16 protein-coding genes are annotated in these 17,328 nt (G+C 64.0%); 3 read left to right on the top strand and 13 right to left on the bottom strand.

The annotated features are described in order from the left end of the window. Positions 1–8 precede the first annotated feature (8 nt). Positions 9–938, top strand: coding sequence for a LysR family transcriptional regulator (locus ABOC32_RS19685; RefSeq protein ID WP_426808488.1), 930 nt, complete (start codon positions 9–11; stop codon positions 936–938). A 107-nt stretch (positions 939–1,045) separates the two neighbouring features. Here the strand turns inward: ABOC32_RS19685 and ABOC32_RS19680 are convergent, their stop codons facing one another. Both ABOC32_RS19680 and ABOC32_RS19675 read right to left on the bottom strand, forming a co-directional pair. Then, positions 1,046–1,375, bottom strand: coding sequence for a hypothetical protein (locus ABOC32_RS19680; RefSeq protein ID WP_426808487.1), 330 nt, complete (start codon positions 1,373–1,375; stop codon positions 1,046–1,048). Positions 1,376–1,449: 74 nt separating this feature from the next. Continuing rightward, positions 1,450–2,100: a DUF998 domain-containing protein gene (locus ABOC32_RS19675; protein ID WP_426808486.1), complete on the bottom strand. Its 651-nt coding sequence runs from the start codon at positions 2,098–2,100 to the stop codon at positions 1,450–1,452. A 198-nt stretch (positions 2,101–2,298) separates the two neighbouring features. Between ABOC32_RS19675 and ABOC32_RS19670 the strand changes: the two genes are divergently transcribed. After that, positions 2,299–3,048, top strand: coding sequence for a FadR/GntR family transcriptional regulator (locus tag ABOC32_RS19670; protein WP_016499305.1), 750 nt, complete (start codon positions 2,299–2,301; stop codon positions 3,046–3,048). 171 nt (positions 3,049–3,219) lie between these two features. Here the strand turns inward: ABOC32_RS19670 and ABOC32_RS19665 are convergent, their stop codons facing one another. From ABOC32_RS19665 to ABOC32_RS19615, 11 genes are all read right to left on the bottom strand, one after another. After that, the gene (locus tag ABOC32_RS19665) at positions 3,220–4,800 is read right to left on the bottom strand and encodes an aldehyde dehydrogenase (NADP(+)) (protein WP_426808485.1); all 1,581 of its coding nucleotides are present in this window, start codon (positions 4,798–4,800) and stop codon (positions 3,220–3,222) included. 174 nt (positions 4,801–4,974) lie between these two features. Continuing rightward, the gene (garD, locus tag ABOC32_RS19660) at positions 4,975–6,528 is read right to left on the bottom strand and encodes a galactarate dehydratase (protein ID WP_426808484.1); all 1,554 of its coding nucleotides are present in this window, start codon (positions 6,526–6,528) and stop codon (positions 4,975–4,977) included. A gap of 79 nt (positions 6,529–6,607) precedes the next feature. Then, positions 6,608–7,972: an MFS transporter gene (locus ABOC32_RS19655; RefSeq protein WP_426808483.1), complete on the bottom strand. Its 1,365-nt coding sequence runs from the start codon at positions 7,970–7,972 to the stop codon at positions 6,608–6,610. A 104-nt stretch (positions 7,973–8,076) separates the two neighbouring features. Further along, the gene (gene kdgD / locus ABOC32_RS19650; protein WP_086974529.1) at positions 8,077–8,988 is read right to left on the bottom strand and encodes a 5-dehydro-4-deoxyglucarate dehydratase; all 912 of its coding nucleotides are present in this window, start codon (positions 8,986–8,988) and stop codon (positions 8,077–8,079) included. 557 nt (positions 8,989–9,545) lie between these two features. Then, on the bottom strand, positions 9,546–10,355 hold the full coding sequence (locus ABOC32_RS19645) for a gamma-glutamyl-gamma-aminobutyrate hydrolase family protein (protein ID WP_016487465.1): 810 nt from the start codon (positions 10,353–10,355) through the stop codon (positions 9,546–9,548). 419 nt (positions 10,356–10,774) lie between these two features. After that, complete coding sequence (locus ABOC32_RS19640; RefSeq protein WP_063424647.1) at positions 10,775–11,557, bottom strand: amino acid ABC transporter ATP-binding protein; 783 nt, start codon at positions 11,555–11,557, stop codon at positions 10,775–10,777. A 22-nt stretch (positions 11,558–11,579) separates the two neighbouring features. Continuing rightward, entirely contained in the window at positions 11,580–12,824 is a 1,245-nt protein-coding gene (locus tag ABOC32_RS19635; RefSeq protein WP_426808482.1) for an FAD-dependent oxidoreductase, read from the bottom strand. 16 nt (positions 12,825–12,840) lie between these two features. Continuing rightward, positions 12,841–13,551: an ABC transporter permease subunit gene (locus ABOC32_RS19630; RefSeq protein WP_234227939.1), complete on the bottom strand. Its 711-nt coding sequence runs from the start codon at positions 13,549–13,551 to the stop codon at positions 12,841–12,843. Next, positions 13,548–14,267 carry an ABC transporter permease gene (locus ABOC32_RS19625; protein WP_043196623.1) on the bottom strand — a complete coding sequence of 240 codons (720 nt, stop codon included), beginning with the start codon at positions 14,265–14,267 and terminating at the stop codon, positions 13,548–13,550. Before ABOC32_RS19625 ends, ABOC32_RS19630 begins: the two co-directional genes overlap by 4 nt. Before the next feature lie 172 nt (positions 14,268–14,439). Further along, positions 14,440–15,192 (bottom strand): transporter substrate-binding domain-containing protein, encoded by a 753-nt coding sequence (locus tag ABOC32_RS19620; RefSeq protein ID WP_043196620.1) that lies wholly within the window; start codon positions 15,190–15,192, stop codon positions 14,440–14,442. Between the two features lie 22 nt (positions 15,193–15,214). Next, positions 15,215–16,087 (bottom strand): MurR/RpiR family transcriptional regulator, encoded by an 873-nt coding sequence (locus ABOC32_RS19615; RefSeq protein ID WP_234227938.1) that lies wholly within the window; start codon positions 16,085–16,087, stop codon positions 15,215–15,217. 142 nt (positions 16,088–16,229) lie between these two features. On the opposite strand from ABOC32_RS19615, the gene ABOC32_RS19610 reads away from it, so the two are divergent. Further along, positions 16,230–17,255 carry an Ldh family oxidoreductase gene (locus ABOC32_RS19610; protein WP_426808481.1) on the top strand — a complete coding sequence of 342 codons (1,026 nt, stop codon included), beginning with the start codon at positions 16,230–16,232 and terminating at the stop codon, positions 17,253–17,255. Positions 17,256–17,328 lie beyond the last annotated feature (73 nt).

Below are 17,328 nucleotides of genomic sequence, written 5' to 3'. Positions count from 1 at the left end.
GTTTAGCCATGGATGCTTTCGACAGTCGCCGCGCCGATGAACTTGCCACCTTGCTGGCCCTGCACGAGCAGGGCTCGTTTGCCGCTGCCGGGCGGCAGCTGGAGCGCCACCCTACGGTGCTGTCGAAGCGCCTGAGTGCGCTGGAGGCGCGGTTGGGCATTCGCCTGGTGGAACGCAGCACGCGGCAGCTGCGCTTTACCGATGAAGGCGAGCGGCTGGTGGCCAAGGTACGCGAGGCCAACCGGCTGATCGCCGAGGCGGAGCAGGAAGCTGCCGAGGGTGCGGCAACGGTGCGCGGGCGCTTGCGCCTGGCATTGCCGGCGGCGATGGGGCGGCGCTGGTTGAGCGGGATGCTGGCCGACTTCGTGCTGGCTTATCCGCAGGTGACGGTGGAGGCCGAGTATGCCGACCGTTTCGTCGACCTGATCGGCGAGGGGTTCGATGCCGCCATTCGTATCGGTGAGCTGGCAGACAACCGTCTGGTGGCCAGCAAGCTGTGCGACCACGTGCGTATCCTCTGTGCGTCGCCCCGGTACCTCGCTCAACAGGGCGTACCCGCAATACCGGAAGATTTGTCTAATCATAACTGCTTGGTTTTCAGTGGCTTACGTTCATTTCCTGAATGGCGACTGATGAATGCCGAGCAGCAGATAAGCGTCAAGGTAGCCGGTAGCCTACGCAGCAATGACAACGAAGCGCTGCTGGAGGCGGCCCGGCGCGGTGTGGGGATTCTGGCCGGAGGCGACTGGCTGATGGGCGAGGACCTGGCCAGCGGTCGTCTGGTGCGCGTGCTGCCACAATGGCAGCTAGACGTGGCGGCGGGCATTTATCTGGTGCGCCCGACAGCACGGCTGAACACCGCGGCCATGGGTGCCTTCAAGGCGTGGCTGGAAGACCGCTTCAGGGCTGGCGCCCCCTGGCGGACACGGTCTTTGTAGGAGCAGCCTTGTGCTGCGAAGCGGCCCGCAGCACCGGCCTCTTCGCAGCACAAGGCTGCTCCTAGAGGGCTTCATGTTTGTCTCATAAGCTATTGATAAATAGGTAATTAACGTTTAGCCACGGCATGCTGAACGCACTGCTCATAGTAAGTCTGCCTGATCGCCGCAGGCTTGAGTCGCGAACGGCTGTTATAGGTCTGCTCGGTAATGCCGAAGGCGGTCATGCGCATCCAAGGCTTGGGGAATTTGCGTACCTGCAGCTTTTTGCGCGTCGCATACAAGGTCACCCCTGAAAGCTTGGCCTGCTGGGCCTCGGCGGCTATCTGCGCACCCCAGCCGCAGGTGTGGCGATCATTCTGGCTCAGCGCCCGGGCCTGGGCGCCGAAAGCCAGCGCGGCCAGCATACAACCGGCCATCGTTGCTAGAAATACTCGCATGTTGCTGTCCTAAGCATCTGAAAGAGAACGGAGTTTGCCTTCGCTTTTCGATGCTGGGGGCCAGCAATTTGCCGTCAGACCACGGCCATGCGCAGCGGGCGGGCGGCTGGCTTGCGCAGGCTCGCCCAGGCCAGGCTGGCAACCCAGAGGACCGACACACCATAGTTCAGGCGCTGATACAGGCCGAATAGCTGGCCGTTTTGCGCTGCCTGGCCCATCAGTGCGACGGTAATGATCGCCAGCACCACGCAGGCCAGGGAGAACAACGCCAGGGCCCGTGAGCCGGCAATGCGATTGCCCAGCCATGCCCACAGGGCACTGGCCAGGGTCAGCGAAAGGAACATCAGCAGGCCGGACAGGTTATGCAGTTGCTGTGAGGTGGACGGCTGCGCTGGTGCGCAACCTTGGTCACAGGGAAACCAGCCGGTGCCCAGGCTGCCGACACCATGCAGCAATACCAGGGCCGCACTCAGCATTGCCAGTTTCGAACCACGCCAGCGCCGCGCCAGGCCCCAGGCAAACAGCGCGAACAGGGCGGCCAGTGGGAAGTTGTTTACCAGTGGCGACCAGCCGTGGGTTGGCGCGCCTACGGCGCCGAGCTGGCTCATGGCCTGTTGCAGGTGGTCATAGCCGGGGTAAGCCTGGGCGGTGAGCCACACACCTGCCAGCAACCAGAGGGGTATCAGCAGGCCGCTGGCGAGTAATAGGCGGTCGAGGGGTTTCATGCGGCATTTTCCTTCCATGGATGACTAAGCGCAAAGGCGCACAGTACAGGCTTGCGCGGGCTCTGGGCCAGCACTTGCGCCGGCTTTTTCATAGGCGTGGCTTGCGAGGGAGAGCAAGAAATACCGCACCGGGTGTATGTGATCGTACAACTGCTTGCGCTATGATGAGCGCTGTCTTTCTAGGTGAAATACAGGGCAATGACAGAGCAACAGGTACAGGCAAGGACCCGGCGCAAGCCGCGTAGTCTGGCCCAGGAACTGGTCACAGTGCTGACCGAACGCATCCGCAGTGGCCAGCTCAAGCGTGGCGACAAGCTGCCGACCGAATCGCAGATCATGGTCGAAGAGGGCGTCAGCCGCACCGTGGTGCGTGAGGCGATCTCGCGGCTGCAGGCCGCCGGGCAGGTCGAGACCCGCCATGGCATCGGCACGTTCGTGCTGGACGCGCCGGCGTCGGGGGGCTTTCGCATCGACCCGGCGACGGTGGTCACCCTGCGTGAAGTGCTGGCGGTGCTGGAGTTGCGTATTGCCCTGGAGATCGAGTCGGCGGGCCTGGCGGCGCAGCGGCGCAGCGATGAAGAGCTGGCGGGCATGCGTGCGGCGCTGGACGAACTCAACGAAGGGGCGGCCCATGCCAATGATGCGGTGTCGGCGGACTTCCAGTTCCACCTGCGCATTGCCCAGGCCAGCGGCAACCACTACTTCGCCGACATCATCAACCACCTGGGCACCAGCATCATCCCGCGCACCCGGGTGAACTCGGCGCGGCTGGCCCGTGATGACCAGGCGCATTACATGAGCCGGTTGATGCATGAGCACGAGGCGATTTATGAAGCAATCGCCCGGCGTGACAGCGAAGGGGCGAAGATGGCCATGCGCATGCACCTGAGCAATAGCCGGGAGCGCTTGCGTCAGGTGCATGAAGAGGCTGAGGCGCAAGGGGTCTGAGGCCTTTGTGACCTGTACCGACCTCTTCGCGGGCTCGCCCGCTCCCACAAGTATCACTACACCCTCAGGGATAAGGTGATCCCTGTGGGAGCGGGCATGCCCGCGAAGAGGTCGGTACAGGCAAAAGAAAAGCCCCGCCATGTGCGGGGCTTTCTTGTTTCAGGCCATCAGTCAGACCGCCTCATCACTCCATTGCCCATTCACCAGCCGACGCAGCCCCAGTGGGTTGCCATCGCGCAGTGCCTCAGGCAGCAACGCCTGCGGGTAGTTCTGGTAGCACACCGGCCGCAGGAAGCGGTCGATGGCCAAGGTGCCGACCGAAGTACCGCGGGCGTCCGAGGTCGCAGGGTAAGGCCCGCCGTGGACCATGGCTTCACACACTTCGACACCGGTCGGGTAGCCATTGATCAGGATGCGCCCGACCTTCTCCTCCAGCAACGGCACCAACCAGGCGTAAGCCTCGAAATCTTCCGCTTCGCCGATCAGGGTAGCGGTCAGTTGGCCCCGCAGGCCCAGCAGGGCGGCGCGCAGTTGTTGGTCGTCCCGCACTTCTACGGCGACTGTGGTAGGGCCGAACACTTCTTCCTGCAGCAGCGGGTCAGACTCGACCAGCAGGCGGGCATCGGCCTTGAACAGCTGGGCGCGGGCCTGGCTGCCTTCCTGTGCCTGGCCGGCCAGGTGCTCGATACCGGTATGGGCTTGCAGGTGCTCAAGGCCGCCAACGTAGCTGCGCAGGCCACCCGCGTTGAGCATGGTTTGCCCGGCCTGCTGCTCCACGTGCTGGCCAAGTTCAGACAGAAGCTGGCTGTATTGTGGCGATTGCAGGCCGATCACCAACCCCGGGTTGGTGCAGAACTGCCCGGCACCCATGCACACCGAGCCGGCCAGTTCGCGGGCGATGGCCTCGCCACGTTTGGCCAGGGCGGCTGGCAGGATGATGACCGGGTTGATGCTGGACATCTCGGCGAACACTGGAATCGGCTGCGGGCGCTCGGCAGCCATGCGGCACAGGGCGTCGCCGCCTTTGAGCGAGCCGGTGAAGCCGACGGCCTGGATGGCCGGGTGCTTGACCAGCCACTCGCCGACACCACCACCGAACACCATGTTGAACACGCCCTTGGGCATGCCGGTGCGTTCGGCGGCGCGCACGATGGCGCAACCCACCAGGTCGGCGGTGGCCATGTGGCCGCTGTGCGCCTTGAACACCACCGGGCAGCCGGCAGCCAGTGCAGCTGCGGTGTCACCGCCGGCGGTAGAGAAGGCCAGCGGGAAGTTGCTGGCACCGAACACGGCGACCGGGCCGACGCCAATGCGCATCTGGCGCAGGTCCACCCGCGGTAGCGGCTGGCGCTCGGGCAAGGCCAGGTCGATACGCGCACCCAGGTAATCACCACGGCGCAGTACCTGGGCGAACAGGCGCATCTGGCCGCTGGTGCGGCCACGCTCGCCTTGAATGCGGGCAGCGGGCAAGGCGGTTTCGCGGCAGACTATGGCGACGAAGGCGTCGTCCAGTTCGTCCAGTTCGGCGGCAATGGCGTCGAGGAATTCGGCGCGGCGGGCCGGGGCCAGCTGGCGGAACGCAGCGAAGGCGGCAGCGGCGGCCTTGGCGGCCTGGTCTACTTCGGCCTCTGTGGCTTGAGCGAAGCTGAAGGGCAGGGCTTCGCCAGTGCTGGCGTCCAGGCTCTGCAGGCGCTGTGGGCCAGCGGCGCTGCGCTGGCCGGCGATGAAGTTGTGGCCGAGGATTTCAGGCATGGGGTGCTCCTGTAGGTTGAAAGGCAATCTGGCGGGTTGTCACATGACCTGTGGGAGCGGGCGCGCCCGCGAAGCAGGCAACCCGGTACATGGCACCGGCTTTGCCGGTGTTCGCGGGCATGCCCGCTCCCACAGGGAAAGAGGGGAGTTCTATGATCGAGTTAGCCCGGGGCATCAGGTAATCGGTGCCGGGTTGAACAGGGTGATGTCGTTGTGCAGCCGGTGCTGCTCGGCCCAGGTCTGCTTGCGGCCGCTGGCCACGTCCAGGTAGTAATGGAACAGTTCCCAGCCCAGCTCTTCGATGGTCGAACGGCCTGTGGCGATGCGCCCGGCGTCGATATCGATCAGGTCGGGCCAACGCTGGGCCAGTTCGGTGCGCGTGCACACCTTGACCACTGGCGCCATGGCCAGCCCGTAGGGGGTGCCTCGGCCGGTGGTGAACACATGCAGGTTCATACCGGCGGCCAGTTGCAAGGTGCCGCAGACGAAGTCGCTGGCCGGGGTGGCGCAGAAGATCAGGCCCTTGCGTGTTACCCGCTCGCCTGGGCCGAGCACACTCTGGATGGCGCCGCTGCCGGACTTGACGATCGACCCCAGCGACTTCTCGACGATATTGGACAGGCCACCTTTCTTGTTGCCCGGCGTCGTGTTGGCGCTGCGGTCGGCGGCGCCTTGTTGCAGGTAGCGGTCGTACCAGTCCATTTCGCGTATCAAGGCACCGGCCACCTCCTGGTTTTCGGCGCGTGAGGTCAGCATGTAGATGGCGTCGCGCACCTCGGTCACTTCCGAGAACAGCACGGTAGCGCCGGCGCGTACCAGCAAGTCGGCGGCGTAGCCCAGCGCCGGGTTGGCGGTGATGCCCGAGAACGCATCGCTGCCACCGCACTGCATGCCAAGGATCAACTCGCTGGCCGGTACGGTTTCGCGACGGCGCTGGTCGAGCTTCTTCAGGCGGGTTTCGGCCAGTTCCATGATCTGCTCGATCATTTCCACAAAGCCCAGGCTGGCGTCCTGCAGGCGGTACAGCCACGGGTCGCTGAGGTCTACCGAAGGGTCGTTGTCGTGCATCACCTGGCCGGCTTGCAGCTTTTCACAGCCAAGGCTGATGACCAGGGCCTCGCCACCCAGGTTGGGGTTGCGCGCCAGGTTGCGTACGGTGCGGATCGGGATGTAGGCGTCGCGCGCGTTGATGGCCACGCCGCAGCCGTAGCTGTGGGTGATGGCCACCACGTCATCGACGTTGGGGTATTTGGGCAGCAGTTCGCTGCGAATGCGCTTGACCGCATGCTCCAGCACGCCGGTTACACACTGCACGGTGGTGGTAATACCCAGGATGTTGCGGGTGCCGACGGTGCCGTCGGCGTTGCGGTAGCCCTCGAACGTGAAGCCTTCGAGCGGCGGCAGCGGTTGTGGGACGGCGTCGCAGAGCGGCAAGCTGTCCAGCTCGGGGGCGGCCGGCATGGCCAGCTGGCTTTCCTGCACCCAGCTGCCCTGGCGCAGGTCTTCCAGCGCGTAGCCGATGATTTGCCCGTAGCGGCGCACGGGCTCTCCCTTGGCGATGGCCACGGTGGCCACCTTGTGGCTTTGTGGCACGCCTTCGACCAGGGTCAGGCCGTCGGCAAAGCGGGCGCCTTCGCCCAGGCCGCCGTCGTTGACCACCACCACGACATTATCGTCGTCGTGCAGGCGGACGTAGCGGGGCGAGTCGGAATGTTCGATCAACTGCATGTTTGGGCCCTACTTGTCAGGTTCTCAGGCTTTTTTGTACATCCGCCCGCACCGGTTGCCCCGGCGCGGGCGTGTTCACTCAGTGGCGCGAGCTGGCCAGATCGCCGTTGGCGGCAGGCTCAGCCTGTGGCTTTGGGGCATCTTCGCGCAGCTCGATACGCTTGATCGGGCCGACGATCACCAGGTAGCTGAACACGGCTACCAGGGCGTTGGCACCCACGTACACCAGCGCCCACTTGAACGAGCCGGTGGCGCTGATGATGTAGCCGATCACGATAGGGGTGGTGATCGAGGCGATGTTGCCGAAGGTGTTGAACAGGCCACCGGACAGCCCGGCGATCTGCTTGGGCGAGGTGTCTGCCACCACCGCCCAGCCCAGCGCGCCAATGCCTTTGCCGAAGAATGCCAGGGTCATGAAGCCAACCACCATCCACTCGGCGTCGACGTAGTTGCAGAACACCATGGTGGTCGACAGCAGCAGGCCGCACACAATCGGCAGTTTGCGCGAGAAGGTCAGCGAGTTGCCACGGCGCAGCAGCCAGTCGGAGATCACGCCACCCAGCACGCCACCAATGAAACCGCAGACCGCTGGCAGCGAGGCGATGAAGCCGGCCTTGAGGATGGTCATGCCACGTTCCTGCACCAGGTACACAGGGAACCAGGTGAGGAAGAAGTAGGTGATGGCGTTGATGCAGTACTGGCCCAGGTACACGCCCAGCAGCATGCGGCTGGTCAGCAGTTGCTTGACGTAGCCCCATTTCGGGCCGTCGTTGCCGCGCTTCTGGTCCATGTCCACCAGGCCGCCGTTCTGCTCGATGTGCTCAAGCTCGCTTTGGCTGATGCGTGGGTGTTGGCGCGGGTTGTGAATGGTTTTCAGCCACACCATGGAGAACACGATGCCCAGTGCACCCATGACCACGAACACGTGCTCCCAGCCGAAGCTGAATACGATCCAGCCCATGATCGGGGCGAACAGCGCCGTAGCGAAGTACTGCGCCGAGTTGAAGATGGCTGAGGCAGTGCCGCGCTCCTGAGTCGGAAACCAGGCGGCGACGATGCGTGCGTTGCCCGGGAACGACGGGGCTTCGGCGAAGCCAACCAGAAAGCGCAAGGTGAAGAGGGTGACAACCGCCCAGGCAACCGGCAGGCCACCGACAAAACCCTGCAACAGTGTGAACAGCGACCAGGTGAAGATGCTGAAGGCGTAGACGTTCTTGGAACCGAAGCGATCGAGCAGCCAGCCACCAGGAATCTGGCCAGCCACGTAAGCCCATCCAAAGGCGGAGAAGATATAACCGAGGGTAACGGCGTCAATGCCGAGGTCTTTCTGCAGGCTGGAACCTGCGATTGCGATGGTAGCGCGGTCGGCATAGTTGATCGTGGTCACCAGGAACAGCATGAACAGGATCAGGTAGCGCACATGCGTCTTCTTAGTCGCTTGCATGCTGGCAATACTCCCACTAGTTATTTTTGTGCGGGCTCACGAATTGTAACCGGAGCGGGGCTGGCCCACTCCGGGCGCGGCACTTGGCAGGCCGCGGGCGACGCTTACTGCGGGCCCATCTTGTCCATCAGCGCGGCGAGCATCTCGTACTCTTCTGCGGTGAGGTCGGTCAGCGGGGTACGCACCGGGCCTGCGTCGTAACCGGCAATCCTGGCACCGGCCTTGACGATGCTCACGGCGTAGCCGGCCTTGCGGTTACGGATGTCCAGGTACGGCAGGAAGAAATCGTCGATCAGTTTGGCCACGGCGGCGTGGTCGTCACGGGCGATGGCGTTGTAGAAGTCCATGGCGGTCTTTGGTACGAAGTTGAACACCGCGGAGGAGTACACCGGCACGCCCAGGGCCTTGTAGGCCGCAGCATACACTTCAGCGGTCGGCAGGCCACCCAGGTAGCTGAAACGGTCGCCCAGGCGGCGACGGATCGACACCATCAGCTCGATATCACCCAAGCCATCCTTGTAGCCGATCAGGTTCGGGCAGCGCTCGGCCAGTTTTTCCAGCAGGTCGGCATTCAGGCGGCAGACGTTGCGGTTGTACACCACCACACCGATCTTCACCGATTTGCACACGGCTTCGACGTGGGCGGCGACACCGTCCTGGCTGGCTTCGGTCAGGTAGTGCGGCAGCAGCAGCAGGCCCTTGGCACCCAGGCGCTCGGCTTCCTGTGCGTATTCGATGGCCTGGCGGGTGGAGCCACCAACACCTGCGAGGATAGGTACCGAGGTAGCGCAGGTATCGACGGCAGTCTTGATCACCTGGCTGTACTCGCTGGCGGCCAGGGAGAAGAACTCACCGGTGCCGCCAGCGGCGAACAGGGCGCTGGCGCCATACGGGGCGAGCCATTCCAGGCGCTTGATGTAGCCAGCCGGGTTGAAGTCGCCCTGGGCGTTGAAGTCGGTGACCGGGAAAGACAGCAGGCCGTGGGAGAGGATGGATTTAAGTTCTTGTGGATTCATTGTTGTAGGCATCCTGTGGCGCTTGGGTGAAGGGTGTTGTTTTGCGTTGGAGGTAAGTTATCGTACAACTGGTGCGATGACTAGTCCCCCCGCAAAAAATTTTGTAGGCGCCTGCCTGAAGATTTGTGGTGGGGCATAAATCGAGCGCCGCCCGCGCGGCGCATCGCGAGCTGCGCTCGCTCCTACGTTTGTTTCGGGCCAGTAACGCCTGTGACAAGCACGCGCGACCGCCTTGTGTTCAACGCGATATCACGCCATGCACCAAAGCGTACGCGCGCAAATTCCACAGGAATAACTGGCTTGAAACAAACGTAGGAGCGAGCGCAGCTCGCGATGCGCCGCGCGGGCGGCGCTCGATCTCACAGGCGCTGGAAATGACATGGCGAGCACATGCCAGTCATCGTATCTCTTGAGGGGAGAGGAAAAAAACGATCGCGGAGACAGGCACAAGGCCGCCGCCCGATTCCACGGGAAGTGTTCTGGGACCAGCAGAGGGTGACCGGGGAAACGGGGGCGGCCTTGCGCCGCCCCGCGATCAAAGCAGAGGAAACTGAAGGTCAGGCAGCGTGCTGGCGCTTGATTTGCGCCTTGCGTACCTGGGCACGGCACGCATCGCCGAAGGCCTGGAACATCTTGATCGAATCTGGGTTCTTCGCAGCTTGCCACTCCGGGTGCCACTGCACCGCGAACAGGAAGGGCGAAATGCTCGGGGCGTGGATGGCCTCGACCAGGCCGTCTTCGGCCAGGGCGATGGCTTCGATGCCGGCGCCGAGGGTGCGCAGGCCTTGGCCATGCAGCGAGTTGACGCGAATTTCGTCGGTACCCAGGGTGTCACGCAGCCAGCTGCCCGGCTTGATCTTCACGCCATGTACCTGGGCGTACTGCACTTCAACCGGGTCTTCCGGGTTTTCCCGGTGGTCGTTGAAGCCAGGCTCGGCGTACACCTTCTGGTAGATGTCGCCACCCAGGGCCACGTTGATTTCCTGCATGCCACGGCAGATACCGAAGATCGGCAGGCCACGCTTGATCGCCGCTTTCACCAGCGGGATGTCGAACAGGTCGCGGTTCTGGTCCTGGCCCTTGCCCGGGGTTTCATTCTCCTGGCCGTACAGGGCCGGGTCGATGTTGCTGCCGGCGCCGGTCAGGTACACGCCGTCGGCCATGTCCAGATAGGTGTCGAGGTCTTCAGTGCCGCAGCAGGTGGGCACCAGTACCGGGACGCAATCGGAGAACTCGACCAGCGGGGTAATGTATTTGTGGGTCATGACCTGATAGTCATGGCCTTTGCGCTCTTGGCTGCCCATGGTCATCAGGACGACGGGTTTGCGCAGGGAAGGTTGTTTGTTGCCAATGTTGCTGTTGGACATATGTCACCTTGGGACAGGTTCAGCCTGTCGTTGTTGTGCAGGTGCACGGCGCGGGGCCCTGAGTGCAGCCTGAAGCTCCGAGCACTGCCGGCTCGTCAGAGGCGACGATTCCGGTCGGGGCATGTAGATAGCTTGCCAGAGCCGTTCGATATGTCAAACGACGGAAGACGGCTTTAACGCGGGGAATGCACCGGTTTTTGGGGGCTGAAACCGATGCGGGCCTGTGGCGGCGTGGGTTTGGCGGGGGTGTCGGTCAATAATATTTAACGATGCAGTTGGGTCTTTGCAGCGGTGCAATGAAGTGCTGCCTGTGCCGGCCTCTTCGCGGGTAAACCCGCTCCCACAGGATTACCTTGGCCCTCAGGATCTGTGACACACCTGTGGGAGCGGGTTTACCCGCGAAGAGGCCGGCGCAGGTTTCAGTGCAGTATCTGCGCCAGGAACGCCTTGGCGCGCTCGGTACGCGGCTGGTTGAAGAACACCTGCGGCGGGCTGTCTTCGATGATCTGCCCACCCTCAAGGAACAGCACCCGCTCGGCCACTTGCCGGGCAAAGCCCATTTCATGGGTGACGCAGAGCATGGTCATGCCCGTGCCGGCCAGTTGCACCAGTACATCCAGCACCTCGGCGACCATTTCCGGGTCCAGTGCCGAAGTAGGCTCGTCAAACAGCATGATCCGCGGCTTCATGCACAGTGCCCGGGCAATCGCCACGCGCTGCTGCTGGCCACCGGACAGCTGGCTTGGGTACTTGTGCGCCTGGCTTTCGATACCCACCTTGCTCAGGTACATGCGCGCCCGTTCTTCGGCGTCCTTGCGCGACAGCCCGCGCACGCTGGTGGGGGCCAGCAGGCAGTTGTCGAGCACGCTCATGTGCGGGAACAGGTTGAAATGCTGGAACACCATGCCGATGTCGCTGCGTACCTGCGCCGCTTCACGGGTGGTGGCCGCCAGGTCGATGCCGTCCACCTGGATGTTGCCCTGCTGGGCCACCTCCAGGCGGTTGATGCAGCGGATCAGGGTCGACTTGCCCGAGCCGGACGGCCCACACAGCACGATGCGTTCGCCTTCGCGCACCTGCAGGTCGATGTTGTGCAGCACCTGGAAAGCGCCGTAGTGCTTGTTCAGGCCTTCGATGCGGATCAGCACCGGGCGTGGATCGGGCTCGGGGGCAAGGCTTGCAAGGCTCAGTGGTGCGGTCATGTTGTTTTTCTCCCGCGTGGGTTCAGTCGAAACGGGTCGCGCTGTAAGGCGCGGGGTCGGTGAATGGGCGCTCGCCGGTGATCAGCTCGGCCACCAGTCGGCCGCTGACCGGGCCCAGGGTCAGGCCGTGGTGGGCGTGGCCAAAGTTGAACCACAGCCCCGGGTGGCGCGCTGCCGGGCCGATGACCGGGCGCATGTCGGGCAGGCACGGGCGGCGGCCCAGCCAAGGGGTGTCGTCCAGGCGCTCGCCCAATGCCGGGAACAGCTTGCGTGCCAGGGCCTCGCAGCGGCCCAGCTGAATCTGGTTGCCCGGCGCGCTGCTGGCGTCGAACTCGATGCCGGTGGTCAGGCGCACACCGCGCGCCATTGGCGCCAGCACGTAGCCACCCTGGGTGTCGCAGATTGAATGCTCAAGCGTCGCGCCGTCACGGGTGCTGTAGTGCATGTGGTAGCCGCGTTTGATCGCCAGCGGAATCTGGTAGCCCAGGCCGCTGAACAGGTCGGCCGACTGCGGGCCGAGGCAGGCAACCACCTCGTCGGCGGTGATCGGGCCACGGCGGGTCTCTACCCGCCATTTACCGTTGGCCTGGCGCAGGCTGCGCGCATCACCATGCACGAACTGCCCGCCGCGCTGCTGGAACAGTGCCGCATAGCCGCGGGTGAGGGCGCCGGGGTTGTTCACGGTCTTGGGGTCGAGCCAGTGGATGCCGCCGACCACGGTGGCGTCCAGCTGATGCTCGCGGGCCTGCAGCTGCCCGCATTCGAGGATTTCAAATTGCAGGCCATAGCGGCTCAGGCCCTTGGCGTCGGCCTTGGCCTGCTCGAACAGGGCCGGGTCGCGGAACACTTCGATCCAGCCTTTGGCCTGCACCAGCCCTTCAAGGCCGGCGGCTTTGATCAGCGCGTCGTGTTCTTCGACGCAGCGCTGCACCAGCGGCAGCATGTCGGCGGCGGCCCCGGCCAGGCGCCCGGGCGCCGACTGGCGCCAGTAGCGCCACAGCCACGGCGCGGCCTTGGGCAGGTGCGCCAGGCTGTAGCGCACGTCGGGCTGGCGGTTCAGGCCGTAGCGCAACAAGGCGCCGAACTGCCGGGGGAAGGCGTAGGGGATGACGCTGGAGCGCTCGATCAGCCCGGCGTTGCCGTGGCTGGTGCCGCTGCCGGGTTCATCGCGGTCGATCAGGAGGACCTGGCGCCCGCGGGCCTGCAAGTGCAGGGCGGTGCTGACGCCGACGATGCCGGCGCCGAGGACAAGGGTCTGGCAATGCATGGAACGTATCCTTCGGTCAGTTCAGGTGGCGGCCCAGGCGGCCTTCCAGGTGTTTCAGCAGGCGCCGCACCAGTTCGACGATCACCAGGTAGAGCACGGCGGCCCACAGGTAGATCTGGAAGTCGAAACTGCGCGAGAAGGCCAGTTTGGTCACGCCCATCAGGTCGTAGATGGTCACCAGCGAGGCAATTGCGCTGGCCTTGATCATCAGGATCAGTTCGTTGCCCAGCGGGCCGATGGCCACCAGCAACGACTGCGGCAGAATCACCTTGAAAAAGGTGGTCGAGCGCTTCAGGTTCAGCGCCCGCGCCGCTTCATGCTGCCCCGGCGCGACGGCCATCAGGCTGCCGCGGAAGATCTCCGCCTGGTAGGCAGCGGTGTTCAGGGTGAAGGCCAGCAAGGTGCAGAACCACGCCTCGCGGAAAAACCACCACAGGCCGACGTCCTGCCAGAAGCCCTTGAGCGAACCCAGGCCGTAGTACAGCAGGAACAGCTGAGCCAGCAGGGGCGAACCGCGGAAGAAGTACACGTAGCCGGCAGCCAGGCGTTGCAGCAGCAGGCTGCGCGACATGCGCGCCAGGGCCAGCAACAGGCCGAGCACGGCCCCCAGGGTGAATGAAATCGCCACCAGTTTGGCGGTTACCAGCAGGCCGTCGAGAAAGCGCGGGCCGTAGCGTTCCAGCAGGTCGGGGTCGAGTACCAGTGCCAGCAGTTGTTCGAAGCTCATGCCCGTGCTCCCAGCAGGTGGCGGTTACTGCGCCGTTCGATGAAGGCGAACACGCGCCCGGAAAGCGCTGCGAACAGCAGGTAACCCACGCAGGCGACGCCATAGAAGAACATCGGCTCCTTGGTCACGCTGACGGCCAGGTTGGTCTGGCGCATCAGGTCGACCAGCGAAATGGTCGACACCAGCGAGGTGTCCTTGAGCAGCGACAACCAGTTGTTCGACAGGCCGGGCAGGGCGATACGGGTCAGTTGTGGCAGCAGCACCTTGAAGAAGGCAGTGCGTTTGCTCAGGCCCAGCGCCGAGCAGGCCTCCAGCTGGCCCTTGGGCAGGGTTTTGAACGCCGCCAGCCAGATCTCGCTGGAGAACGCGGCGAACACCAGGCTGAAGGCAATCATCGCGGCGAGGAAGGTGTTGATCAGGAATTCACCCTGGTAGCCCATGGCCGCGAGGATTTTCTGCGCGGCGATCTGGCAGCCGTAATAGATGATCAGCAGTGTCAGCAGTTCGGGCAGGCCGCGGAACACCGTGGAGAAGGTGGTGGCCCAGGCCCGTGGCAGGCGCTTGCGCGAGCGCGCCGCCAGTGCGACTACCAGGCCCAGCGGCAGGCCGATGGGCAGGCAGGCCAGGGCCAGTGAAACGGTAACCAGGGCGCCGGCCAGCAGCGCCTGGCCCCAGCCTCCGCTGGCGAAGGACAGCAAGGACAATTGATCGAGCATGACGAACCTCTTGGGCAGGTTATGCGGCCTTTGTGGGAGCGGCCTTGCGTCGCGAAAGGGCTGCGTAGCGGCCCCAGAATTTATGCAACTTGCAGAGTTTGCCGGGGCCGCTAGGCGGCCCTATCGCGACGCAAGGCCGCTCCCACAGGGGTTTCGCAAAACTTCCTGAAGATCAGTTGTAGATATCGAAAGCAAAATACTTGCTGGCGATCTTCTGGTACGTGCCGTTGGCCACGATCTGTTGCAGCGCGGTGTTCAGGCGCTGGCGCAGGGCTTCGTCGTCCTTGCGCACGGCGATGGACGCATCGGCCTTGGTATCAGCCACGTCGCCGAGGATCTTGCAGCAATCCCCGCCGTTCTTGGTCATCCACTCGTGCAGCGGGAACTTGTCCGCAATTACCCCGTCCAGGCGCCCGGCGGCCAGGTCGGCGTTGGCTTCGTCCATGGTCGGGTACAGCTTCACATCGGCGCCGGCCTTGCCGTACACGTCTTCGGCATAAATAGCCTGGGTGGATGACGACTGGGCACCGACGGTGTAGCCGACGAAGTCGGTCTGGGCGCTGTCGATCTTGCTGTCCTTGGCGACTGCAACGGTCAGCGGGGTGCGGTAGTAGTGGTCGGTGAAGGCGATTTTCTTGCGCCGTTCTTCGGTATTGATCATCGACGCGACGACGGCGTCGTACTTGCGCGCCATCAGGGCGGGGATGATGCCTTCCCAGTCCTGGGCCACCAGCGTGCACTCGACTTTCATCTGTTCGCACAGGGCATGGGTGATGTCGATATCGAAGCCGTGCAGCTTGTTATCGGCGTCTACATAGTTGAAGGGCGGGTAGGCACCCTCGGTGGCGAAGCGCAGGGTTTCGGCACTGGCGGCGCCCGTCAGCAGCAGGGCACACGCACCCACCAAGGCCATGGTCTTGTTCATCTCGCACCTCATTGCACTCTTGCTATTGTTGTTTGCCCGTCGGCCACGAGGTGTAGCCGACGAATTCGTTATGTAGAGCGGCAGTCGCTTCCAAGCGTTTTTCAACATCAGGCCCGAGTTTCTTGCAGACCTCGTTGACCATCAGGTGCACCCACGACAGCATCGTCGAGGTGGATTCCCAGAACAGATTGAACTCGGTGGGGATGCGGAACACCTCGTCGGCGTTGGCATCGGCCCAGTCACAGAAGGTGTCGGTCACCAGGGTGACAGCAATGCCCGCCTCGCGTGCCTTTTGGCACAGCAGCAGGGCGTGGCGGGAATAACGGCGCGCCTCGAACACCACCAGGGCGCTGTCTTCGGCACGCCCCAGCAGCACCTCGCCGAAGTGCCCGGCGCTGATGTCCACCAGTTGCACGCCATCGCGCAGGTACTGCAGCAGGTGGCTCATGCACATGGCGATGCCGCGCTCGGTCTGGAAGCCGGCGATGAATACCCGCGGCTTGCTCGCCAGGCGCTGCGCTACGCTGTGCCAGGTCGGGCTCTGGCGGTACTCGTGCACGCGCATCAAGGCGGCGATTTCCAGCTCCAGGCTGCCGGCGTTGTCACTGGCGTCCTGGTTCTGGCGGTAATCTTGCAGGCGGTCACCTACCAGCCATGGGCCATCGCCCAGGTCGTTCTGCAGGTCTTGCTTAAGCGCCTTGAGGTGGGCATAACCGAGTGAGCGGCAGAAACGCCCGACGCTGGATTCGCTGACGCCCAGCTTGGCGGCAATGCTGGCCGAGGTCTGGAACGGCAGTTCGTGCAGGTTGGCGAGCATGTAGGTGGCGATCGTGCGACCCGAGGCAGCGGCCCCTTCGAGGCTGTTTTCCAGGCGTTGCTTGATCGGTTGGCTCATGCTGCGGCTCCAGGGGTAAGGCTTGGGAAGAAAATGAATGTTTTCTGTCATCAAGTCAACATTTGACAGATTGCTGTCACATGCCGGAAAGTTTTTGTCGTTGCAACGCTGTAGCCATTCCAATACCAACAAGGAGCTTCAGATGTCCGCACCTTCCACCAGCGCCGTCGTGCGTGTGCCTTTTACCGAGCTGCAGGGCCTGTTGCAGGCCATTTTTCAGCGCCATGACTGCAGCGAGAGCGTGGCCCGGGTGCTGGCTTACAACTGCGCCAGCGCCCAGCGCGATGGTGCTCACAGCCACGGCGTGTTCCGTATGCCTGGCTACGTCTCGACCTTGGCCAGCGGTTGGGTCGATGGCCAGGCCACGCCGAAGGTCAGCGATGTGGCGGCCGGCTATGTAAGCGTTGATGCCGCGGGCGGCTTTGCCCAGCCGGCGCTGGCGGCCGCCCGTGAGCTGTTGGTAGCCAAAGCGCGCAACGCGGGTATTGCCGTGCTGGCGATCCACAACTCGCACCACTTCGCCGCGCTGTGGCCGGATGTAGAGCCGTTCGCCGAAGAGGGCCTGGTGGCCCTGAGCGTGGTCAACAGCATGACCTGCGTGGTGCCGCACGGCGCGCGCAAGCCACTGTTCGGTACCAACCCCATCGCTTTTGCTGCGCCTTGTGCCGAACACGATCCGATCGTCTTCGACATGGCCACCAGTGCCATGGCCCACGGTGATGTGCAGATTGCCGCGCGTGCCGGCCAGCAACTGCCGGAAGGCATGGGCGTGGATGCCAATGGCGAACCGACCACCGACCCCTTGGCCATTCTCGAAGGCGGCGCCTTGCTGCCGTTTGGCGGGCACAAGGGTTCGGCGTTGTCGATGATGGTCGAGTTGCTGGCGGCGGCGCTGACCGGGGGCAATTTCTCCTGGGAGTTCGACTGGTCGGGCCACCCGGGGGCGAAGACACCCTGGACCGGGCAGCTGATTATCGTCATCGACCCCGGCAAGGCCGAAGGTGAGCGGTTTGCCCAGCGCAGCCGCGAACTGGTGGAGCAGATGCAGGCGGTGGGGCTTACGCGCATGCCGGGCGAGCGGCGTTACCGCGAGCGTGAGGTGGCCGAGGAGGAGGGCGTGGCGGTGACCGAGCAAGAGTTGCAAGGCCTGAAAGAGCTGCTTGGCTGACCCGGCCCTTTCGCGGGTGGACCCGCTCCTATGTATGGACTCGCCCACACTGTCTAGCTGCTTTTGAACATAG

Source organism: Pseudomonas sp. WOUb67, from assembly GCF_050058005.1.
Lineage (GTDB): Bacteria > Pseudomonadota > Gammaproteobacteria > Pseudomonadales > Pseudomonadaceae > Aquipseudomonas > Aquipseudomonas putida_R.
The sequence above is the reverse complement of the archived record's forward strand: the minus strand, read 5'-3'. Positions and strand labels throughout refer to the sequence as shown.